Consider the following 9,840-nt stretch of genomic DNA (forward strand, 5'->3'; position numbering starts at 1 on the left):
TTACAGCAGCCCGCGGAATGCGTCTTCGAGTTTCGGATACGTGAACTTATAACCGGCTGACTGCAGTTTCTCTGGTGTCACGCGTGCACTACTCAGCATCAACTCCTGCCCCATCTCACCAAAGATGGTTTTAACGGCCCAGGCAGGAACCGGCAGACATGTTGGCCGTGAGAGAACTTTTCCCAGTGTTTTGGTAAATTCCAGATTCGTGACTTCATCGGGCGCCACAAAATTGACAGGCCCCTGAATTTCAGAATGCTGCAGGCAGAACAGAATCGCATTGACGACATCCGGTAAGGCGATCCAGCTCCAGTACTGTGAGCCACTTCCCAGTTTTCCTCCAACTCCGAACCGAAAAGGTGTCAGCATTTGTGCTAATGCCCCTCCCTGTTTATCGAGAATCATTCCAAACCGAGTGTTGACGACACGAATCCCGGCATCTCTGGCAGGTTGAGTTGCTGATTCCCATCCCTCACAGACATCAGCCAGGAACCCAATTCCCCGCGAACTGTTCTCCCCGAGGCGTTCATCTCGGCGATCACCATAGTAGCCGATCGCCGAGGCACAGATAAAAGTCGAGGGAGGCTGCTCCAGCTGGGCCATCGAATTCGCCAGCAGACGTGTGGACTGAACACGGCTGTTATAGATTTTCTTTTTGATTTCCGGTGACCAGCGTTTGTCCGCAATATTCACGCCGCCCAGGTGAATGACCGCATCGACTCCGGTAAAGTGACTTAAATCCATGCTGTCACTTGTGGGCTGCCACAAGACCGTGGTGCCCTGCTTTTCTGAAGATTGCTTTCGAACCAGGCGTACGGTTTCGCAGGCAGGATCTTCATCCAGCTTCTGGCAGAAGCGGGAACCAACAAGACCGGAGCTGCCTGAAATCAACAGTTTCATTTGAGTCTCTTTTCCATAGAGAGTTATAACGCTAGTGCTTTGTCAAGCCAGAAATTGAGGGTCGGAGGTGTTGTTTACGTGCTCCGTTGTCGCAATCTTGTGATATCGATCAACCCATAATTTGAAAATGACACTCCACTAGTATAAATTGAAGCAGTATGCATCCGAAATCTCAAGCCGCTTTTTCTTTAATTCTTCACAACCATTATAGGCATTTCCCTGATATGGATCGCTCACAAATTCGGAATATGTTACTGCAGACATTTGAAGATTTTCAGATGACTCGCAGTGAGCGTTCTGCATTGAATCAGATATTTTCACATGTCAGCCTCACAGATCATAATCTGTCATTGATTCGTAATGAAGCGTTTCAGATATTTCGTGAACACAAACCGGCTGGCGACTCCGGTGCACAGGCATTATCGTGGCTGGAAGATCTGATGAAAATTCTGGCGAATACCAATACAAAAGAAGCGGCTCTCAGTTCGGAAGCCTTGTTCAGTCCGCATGATGACTGTTCTCATCGCATCTGCCGACTGATGACTTCTGCTCGCAAGAAGATCGACATTTGCGTTTTTACCATTACCGATGATCGCGTCACTGAAGCAATTCTGGGTGCGCACGCGCGACAGGTTCAAATCAGAATTATTACGGATAATGAAAAATCCTTCGATCTGGGATCTGACATTGAACGACTGGAAAGTTCAGGCATCCCTGTCAGAACTGACCGGACGGAATATCACATGCATCATAAATTTGCTCTGTTTGATTCCGAATTTGTATTAACGGGCAGTTATAACTGGACTCGCAGTGCTTCCCTCAACAATTCTGAGAATCTGGTGATCACAAATGATCCGCAACTGCTGGTGCGTTTCGAATCCGAATTTGAAAAACTATGGAATGGCTTCGTTGTCTAAGATCCGATTACTTAATGATTCAATCGCAGGTTCCCCTCAATCAGAAAGTAGCAGTGAATATGAAAAGACCAAACCGGTTAAGCACAATATTCTTTGTACTGTTCTTGCTGTTTTCCCATTCCCTTACATGGGCCGCTTCGACGCCAGAGTCTCGTCCCAATGTGCTGGTGATTCTGGTTGATGACCTGGGCTATGGTGATTTAAGCAGCTACGGCGCCACCGATTTAAAATCACCGCACATTGATGCATTATTAAACCGGGGCATGAAGTTTCGTAATTTTTACGCGAACTGTCCTGTCTGCTCTCCTACCCGGGCCGCATTATTGACAGGTCATTATCAGGATCTGGTAGGAGTACCCGGCGTGATTCGTACTCATCCCGAAAACAGTTGGGGTTACCTGAAACCTTCTGCTGTGACACTGGCTGATCTGTTCGGATCTGCCGGCTACCAGACCGCCATTATCGGTAAATGGCATCTGGGGCTGGAATCACCCAATACACCCAACGAACGGGGCTTTGATCTCTTTCGCGGTTTTCTGGGAGATATGATGGACGACTACTATCTGCACCGTCGCCACAATGTGAACTATATGCGATGGAATCAGGAAACGATTGACCCCAAAGGACACGCGACTGATCTGTTTACGGACTGGACCTGTGAGTATTTAAAGCAGCAGGCGAAATCGGAAAGCCCGTTCCTGCTGTATCTCGCGTATAACGCTCCGCATACTCCCATTCAGCCGCCGCAGGATTGGCAGGAGAAAGTCAAACAACGCGAAGCAGAGATCGATCCGAGCCGGGCAAAACTGGTGGCATTGATTGAACATCTGGACGCAGGAATCGGAAAGGTCATTCAGACCCTGGATGAAACCGGTTTAAGTAATAACACATTGATCGTCTTCAGCTCTGATAACGGCGGACAGTTAAGTGTCGGCGCGAATAACGGTCCCCTGCGTGCTGGCAAACAGAGTATGTATGAAGGCGGTTTGAAAGTACCCACCGGCGTGGTCTGGAAAAATCACATTACGCCACATTCGCAGACTGACTTTATGGCGATGAGCATGGATATCTTTCCCACCGTATGTGAAGCCAGTGTTATTAAAGTCCCCGCTGAAATAGATGGCGTCAGTTTTCTGCCAACGCTCGAGGGAAAACAGCAGGAACCATTACGCGCCCACTGGTTTTTCCGGCGTCGTGAAGGGGGAAATCGTTATGGAGGGAAAACGATTGAAGCCGTCCGCAGTGGTCAATGGAAACTTCTGCAGAACAGTCCGTTCGAACCGCTGGAACTGTATGACCTGAAAGCCGATCCTCTGGAAACCAATAATCTGGCAGAGAAGAATCGCTCCCGATTCAATCAACTCTCGGTATTGTTGAGAGCAGAGATTCAGCGGTATGGCAGTGTTCCCTGGCAAAAACCGCTTACGTCAACCTCAAAAGATTAAAGCTGCCGGCTTGACTGTCACTTGTAGATGGTGCAGCCCTTGAGATTTGACTTGAGGTCTTCGAGCGTTTGCGGCTTTGCTGCGGTGCCATACAGAAAGATTTTGCGCAATCGCGGGAACCGTGTCAGTTTACTGATTTCCTCATCACTGACGCGTGTATAGGCGAGCTCCAGTGATTGCAGTTTTGGCAGATCCGTAATGGATGCGAGTCCTTTATCAGTCAGATTCGTGCGATGCAGATTCAACGATTCCAGATAGGGCAAATTGGAAAGCTTTACCAGATCAATATTTTTAAACTTGGCATTGGTCAGATCAATTTTTCGGACAGCAAATTTGCCTTCGGGAATTTTAGCCGGAGTATCAATCGGAAGTTCACTGTGAACCGGTATTACCGTGCCTCCGAGTTTGAGTACATATTCAGTGGCTTCTTTACTGTTCGGATCATGGGCTTTGCCACAACCCGTAGCCAGTCCACTGACCAGGAATACGATTCCCAGTAGTTTAAGGATCGATTTTGATGGTTTCAGAAGCGTTTGCATATGAATACCTGATGATTTATGGGGCAGACCATGTAATGAAATTGGGAACCGTTTTACTCAACCAGCGCACAGAAAACAGACTTTCCTTAATTCAAGAAGACAGGTCTGAGGGGAGATAATTTATATACTGGAATGCAGACTGGCGAAATCAATCTCGCGCAGCCTATAATAACATACCGACGGGAGATTCGTGCATCATAAACCGTAAGCGGTGAAGTGTGAAGCACGCTGAAACAACTCCCGCACTCTTTTATCAACTAAATACAGTCAGTTCAAATCAATTGACCGTCGGAATCTGGTTTGTGCGTGACTTTAAATACTATACAGGTAAGTGTGACTTATGCTGGCAGCAATTAACTCGGAACGTAACCTTTCTGAAAATGTTCATCCCGCCTGTGCGAATCTTGATGCATTGTTAAAAGATTGTCAGATTGAGCACGTCCGCAGGTCTGGTCCCGGAGGCCAGCATCGTAATAAAGTCGAAACCGGTGTGGTCATCAAACATCTCCCTACGAAGATTACAGGAGAAGCTTCAGAACGACGCCAGCAAGGACGAAACCGGTCGATCGCCCTGTTTCGTCTGCGCGTGAATCTGGCTTTGGGATATCGCAATTCTGAGATTCAGGAATCACCGTCAGCACTTTGGCAGCGAAGGTTGATGAATGGCACTCTGAAGGTCAACTCGGAGCATGATGAGTTTCCCGCTCTGCTTGCCGAAGCACTGGACACGGTTACGTATTTTCAATTCGACGTGAAAGCCGCCAGTCAGTTTCTGAATTGCTCGTCCTCGCAGCTAATCAAGTTTTTAAAAAAAGAGCCACGCGCATTTGCAACAATAAATCAGCGCCGTCTCGAATCGGGTCTGCATCTCCTGAAATGAGATTGCTTGCTGATTTCAACGGGAATCACAGGTTTGGTAACCTTCTTGAACTCTCACGTTTTCAGCGTAGATCTTTCCCCGGTTGCTGCTAGAATAAATGAATCAAGAGGTTGTTCCTTTTTGCAAAAATGAACCGTCTTCCAGGGTATTCTACAGTATCGACCATTGATGAAAAATAACCTGATCGAGTTCTGGCACAAGAGAAGCGCATGGCGCCCCTGGCTGATTTTAATGCTGGTGGCAATCTTCATTTTCACATATACCTTTCAGTTCCCGCTGACATTGAAAGAGATGCACCACAATCTCCCGCTGATCCTGAGATTTGCCAGTACAGGATTGTTTTTGTGGGGCCTGTCCAATGTACTACTGGTTGTGTTTCCGAACTTGAAAAGTTTCCAGATCAAACGCATGGGCCGGAATCGCGTTTCACTGCCCCGCGATGGTGTCGTGTATCTGTTGATGATGACCGTGCTGTTTATCGGCTCAGTCCTGTCACGCGAAAATATGCTGATGCTGGTATTCGCCATGATGACCGGTCCTTTTGTTTTGAATGGCTGGATCACTTACAGTATGCTCAAGAATATCCAGTTAAAACGGATTATTCCGCAACGGGTGATGGTCGGAGAAACATTCACGGCAGAAATTCTGCTGGAAAACAATAAACGAGTCATTGCAGCCTACCTGATGGAGGTCAACGACACGTTTCAAAATCCACATGAGGAACTCTCTGCCTCAGTCGTGTTTCGCAGGGTCGGCCCCCGGCAGCAGCTCTCAGCTCATTATTATGTCAAACTGATGCATCGCGGTATTTATCAATTTGGGCCGCTACACGTATCAACTCGTTATCCACTGGGACTCGTCAAACGCGGGGCTGTTTTTAACGAACAGAATGAAATTATCGTACATCCTCAGATTGGTCGATTGAGTTCGAACTGGTCAGAAGACTTTTTCTCCCTTGCTGAGCTGGCACAACAGAATCGCAGTCGGCGTGGCGTCTTTGATGACGAATTCAATCATATTCGCGAGTATCGAACCGGAGACAGTCAGCGGGCCATCCACTGGCGCAGTTCCGCCCGGCAGGGGGAATTGATGGTCCAGGAGTACCACCAGAATCGAAACTATGATCTGGTGATCGGTCTGGATTTATGGCAGCCGGGAAATGCGAAACAGCAGCAGCGGGAACGTGTGGAGTGGGCCGTTTCTTTTGTGGGAACACTGTGCCGGGAGCATCTCAAGAACAGTCGGGACACGAAACTGACACTTGTTACACAGGCAGGAACCCTGGAGGTCCTGGAAGTTGGCATTGGTTCACAGGGGCTGGAGTATCTGCTGGACTTTCTGGCAACTCTGGATCCGGGAAATACCTCAGCACTGGGTGAATTTGCAAATATTGTCGTTGAAAATGCCTCGCCACGCACGCGCACTGTTCTCGTGACGACTCGCGAAGAAAACAGTACCTCGAATCGATTCAGCTTCAGTTCTCTGCTGGGTTCTCGAGGAAAAGAAATATCCGGTGCCTGTAAAACAATTGAAGCCGATCCGGAAATACTCAGCCGCTGGCTGGTGCTGGAAACAACCTGATGAAATCCATTTTGAATACGAGAGTGTGACTGGTGAATTTAACCCTCACTTTTCAGATTAGCATTTACCTGTTGGTGGCTTTATCCAGCGTCATGTTCATGATGGCTGAAGGTGGTGTCCTTCCCCAGCTGGTGACGATCCCCCTGGGGCTCATCACGCTGTTCTTTACGGACCGCTGGGATAAGTTCAGCCTCAGTCCGCTCTGGGCCAATATATTGGGACTGCTGGCCTTTCTGATCGTCTGTGCGGAATTCACCACATCCAATATAGAAGGGAGGCTGCTCTCTGGAGCGCATTTTCTGGTTTATCTGACCTGGATTATTCTCCTGCAGAAAAAAAGCGATACGCAGTACTGGTGGTTGTGCGCACTCGGTTTTCTGCAGATCGCAGTCGGAGCTGTACTGACTGATTCAGGTTATTATGGATTCCTGCTGGTGACTTACCTGTTCCTTTCAATCTGGACACTTTCTGTCTTCTCACTCTATCGAACTCGTAATTCATTCCAGCAACATGATTCGTCATCTCCATTTCCGAAGTCTCTGACGGTCGGAAAAGATCCACACGAGTCTCCTTTCAACCAGAAGAGTTATGTTCGCGGTGGTGTTCATTCGGAGCAGACCAGGCAATGGTTGTCTATGGAGTTTTTTGGTGCCTGTTTCGGTTACTTTATCAGCGCCTTGCTGATTTCGATGTGTTTCTTTCTATTGATCCCACGCTTATGGGCGAATCGTTCACTGTTTGAAAATGAATCACTGGCTGCGAGTAATAAGCCGCTTGTCGGATTTGCCGAGAAAGTTCAGCTGGGAGAAATGGGGGAAATCCTGGAAAGTTCTGAACGCGTTCTGGAACTCTCCATATTCGACAACGAAACAGATGAGCCTGTGCCCGTCTCCGAATTCGTCGCACAATTCGGAATGGATGAACCACTGTTTCGCGGAGCGGTGCTGTCGAGCTATAAAAATGGAAGCTGGAGTAAAGTAAGACGACGGTCGCGCTGGAGACTCTATAACTCGAAAGAACTCGAAATCAAGCAGCTTTATCGGCAGGAAATCGTCCTGGATTCCATCGGGACCGAAGTCCTGTTTATCATGCAGCCTTTTGTCGGCATGGATATGTTGAGTAAAACCGAAAACAGTTTAAATCTCGAAACCCTGGAAATACGCCAGACACAACCTCCCGAGGAAGATGGAGAAACCAGGTACAATGTCTTTACCGCGAAAGACCCTGCTGCAAATATTGTAATTGATCAATTGGATAACAATGCGCTGTATCTGGACCTGCCAGAGGATGATTTGAAACGGCTGATCGCTTTTACGCAGAAACTGATTGCGGATCATCCGGAACTCAAAACCAATCTTGAAAAAGCCAGATTTATTGAATCCTGGCTGCGTGATTCAGGGGACTTCAGTTACACATTGAATATGTCAATTCAGGATCCGGAAATTGACCCGGTTGAAGATTTTCTCTTCAATCGCAAATCGGGGCACTGTGAGTATTATGCCTCTGCCCTGGCTTTGATGTTGCGGGCTATCGGAATTCCCAGTCGTGTGATCAGCGGTTTCAAAGGGGGCGAACAGGGATATTTATCCAATCAGTTTGAGGTACAGCAGCGATATGCCCATTCATGGGTCGAGGCTTTTCTGGATGACCGCTGGCAGACGCTGGATGCCACACCCAGTCTTCAGCGTGCAGAAAGCGTTGCCCAAAATGCAGCACCACTGGGAAGCTGGAAAGGCATCTCGAATGCACTTTCTCAATTCTGGTCTGATTATGTGATCGGTGTCTCGTTTCAACGTCAGAAATCAGCGTTCTACGATCCCATGCTAAGAGCAGGAAAAAAATTAGGAAGTCGCTTGTATGACTTTCGTGAAACAGTAATACACATGGTCAAGTCAATTAAAGCCTTTCTTTCTTCTCCCCGACGCTGGTTTAGTTGGGAGGGGGGCGCTGCCGTTTTCATCATTGCAGGGATATTCTTTGCTTTGAAATGGCTGCTGGGTGTCTCTATCAGGCTGATCAGAAAAATCCTGTGGCGACAGAGAGATCAGGCACGACAGCTCCGGGCAGGTAATGTGGCATTCTATGAAAAATTTCAAGCTTTGCTGGCAAACCGTGGCCTGGTGCGAACTCCCGCTGAAACCCAGAAAGAATTCTCAAATCATGTCAAAAGTGATTTGAGTACCGAGCTCACAGAGGCCCACCTGGATGAAACGCCGGATCTCTTCACACATTTGTTTTACCAGGTCCGGTACGGTGATCATCCCTTGAATTCAGAGCAGTCAGAAGAGTTGCAGCAGAAGCTGGCAGCACTGGAGATTGCATTGACTCCCAAAGAGCAGAAAGAAAACCGCTAAGTCAAAGTATCAAGCATCGCGTAACCGCGGGTCTGATGCTTCCTGCAGGCCTTCCCCAATCAGGTTGTAGGCCAGGACTGCCAGGAAGATCGCCATCCCGGGGAAGAAGATCAGCCACCACATCTGCAGGTTCTGGCGTCCCAGGTTCAGCAGCGTTCCCCAGCTGGGGTTCGGAGGGGGAGCACCAAAGCCCAGAAAACTGAGCCCGCTTTCAATCAGAATGGCAGCTGCAATCCCGAAAGTAATGGGCACGAGTACGGGAGCCAGTGAGTTCGGTAATATATAACGAAAGATGATACGAAATTGTCCAACCCCGGTTGTCCGGGCCGCGAGGACAAAATCGCTTTCGCGCAGTCTCATAAATTCGGCCCGCGCCAGTCGCGCAATCCCTGTCCAGCCGGTCAGCCCGATGATTGCCATCATATGCCAGATTGTCGGTGAATCGATAATGGCAATGATCGCGAGAATTAAAATCAGAGTGGGGATGCACATCACCACTTCGATCATGCGACTGAGTACCATATCAATCCATTTGCCGTAGAATCCGGCCAAAGCACCAACCAGAATACCAATCACTCCAGCGATGCCCATCGAAACAAAACCCACCAGCAGCGCGATCGTAGTGCCATGCACCATCTGGGCAAATACATCTACACCCCGTTGGTCTGTTCCAAACCAGTTCCGCAGGCTGGGCGCGCCATTGTCTTGTGTGGGGTTACCGGGCTGCCCCTTCCACTCATCGTCATAGACGCGACGGTAAGGATCCTGGTACACCAGGGGCCAGATCGCCCAACTGTCCGGGTCTTTCTGTTTCAGATTTTCCGGATAGCGATTTCGAAAGCGGTCTTTGTAGAAAATGGGATTTTCCCACTGTCGGCGGAAGTATCCCAGCGCGGGAAAATAGATATGCCCCTTGTATTTACAAATGATCGGTTTCGTCCCGGCAATCGCGGGGGCAAAAATCGCAACAAAGCAGAGAAAACCAATGTAGACCAGAGCCATCATCGCCATTTTTCGTCGCTTGAAACGCTGCCAGGTTTCGACCCAGAAACTGGGGGACTTTTTGACGGTTTTCAGCTCTGCTGAAACGGTTGACTTGTTATCTGATTCTTCTTGCATAGTGACTTAATGATTCAAAAAGATAATCTGCAATAAACAGGTTGGTTCTGGATCAGTTGACTTCAGTGATCGGAAATTTTCACCCGGGGATCAGCTAACGCATAA

The 9,840-nt window shown here is 48.5% G+C and carries 8 protein-coding genes; 5 read left to right on the top strand and 3 right to left on the bottom strand.

Features of this window, described 5'->3' with window-relative positions; genetic code table 11:
- Nucleotides 1-900, bottom strand: coding sequence for a TIGR01777 family oxidoreductase (locus AACZ40_RS13655; protein WP_291169407.1), 900 nt, complete (start codon nt 898-900; stop codon nt 1-3).
- Between the two features lie 224 nt (nt 901-1,124).
- Here AACZ40_RS13655 and AACZ40_RS13660 point away from each other — a divergent pair, with 224 nt between their 5' ends.
- Both AACZ40_RS13660 and AACZ40_RS13665 read left to right on the top strand, forming a co-directional pair.
- Nucleotides 1,125-1,817 carry a phospholipase D-like domain-containing protein gene (locus AACZ40_RS13660; RefSeq protein ID WP_291169406.1) on the top strand — a complete coding sequence of 231 codons (693 nt, stop codon included), beginning with the start codon at nt 1,125-1,127 and terminating at the stop codon, nt 1,815-1,817.
- A gap of 59 nt (nt 1,818-1,876) precedes the next feature.
- Nucleotides 1,877-3,262, top strand: coding sequence for a sulfatase-like hydrolase/transferase (locus tag AACZ40_RS13665; RefSeq protein ID WP_291169405.1), 1,386 nt, complete (start codon nt 1,877-1,879; stop codon nt 3,260-3,262).
- Nucleotides 3,263-3,279: 17 nt separating this feature from the next.
- On the opposite strand, the gene AACZ40_RS13670 is transcribed toward AACZ40_RS13665, so the two are convergent.
- Nucleotides 3,280-3,801, bottom strand: coding sequence for a leucine-rich repeat domain-containing protein (locus AACZ40_RS13670; RefSeq protein ID WP_291169403.1), 522 nt, complete (start codon nt 3,799-3,801; stop codon nt 3,280-3,282).
- A gap of 340 nt (nt 3,802-4,141) precedes the next feature.
- Here AACZ40_RS13670 and AACZ40_RS13675 point away from each other — a divergent pair, with 340 nt between their 5' ends.
- The 3 genes from AACZ40_RS13675 to AACZ40_RS13685 all read left to right on the top strand — a co-directional run bounded on the left by AACZ40_RS13675 (nt 4,142) and on the right by AACZ40_RS13685 (nt 8,616).
- A complete protein-coding gene (locus AACZ40_RS13675; protein ID WP_291169399.1) occupies nt 4,142-4,681 on the top strand; it encodes a peptide chain release factor-like protein in 540 nt (179 codons plus the stop codon).
- A 168-nt stretch (nt 4,682-4,849) separates the two neighbouring features.
- Nucleotides 4,850-6,262, top strand: a complete 1,413-nt coding sequence (locus tag AACZ40_RS13680; protein ID WP_339674665.1) for a DUF58 domain-containing protein — start codon at nt 4,850-4,852, stop codon at nt 6,260-6,262.
- A gap of 32 nt (nt 6,263-6,294) precedes the next feature.
- A complete protein-coding gene (locus AACZ40_RS13685) occupies nt 6,295-8,616 on the top strand; it encodes a transglutaminaseTgpA domain-containing protein (protein WP_291169394.1) in 2,322 nt (773 codons plus the stop codon).
- Nucleotides 8,617-8,625: 9 nt separating this feature from the next.
- Here the strand turns inward: AACZ40_RS13685 and AACZ40_RS13690 are convergent, their stop codons facing one another.
- Nucleotides 8,626-9,735: an ABC transporter permease gene (locus tag AACZ40_RS13690; protein WP_291169391.1), complete on the bottom strand. Its 1,110-nt coding sequence runs from the start codon at nt 9,733-9,735 to the stop codon at nt 8,626-8,628.
- Nucleotides 9,736-9,840: the final 105 nt, after the last annotated feature.

Source organism: uncultured Gimesia sp. (assembly GCF_963972345.1).
Lineage (GTDB): Bacteria > Planctomycetota > Planctomycetia > Planctomycetales > Planctomycetaceae > Gimesia.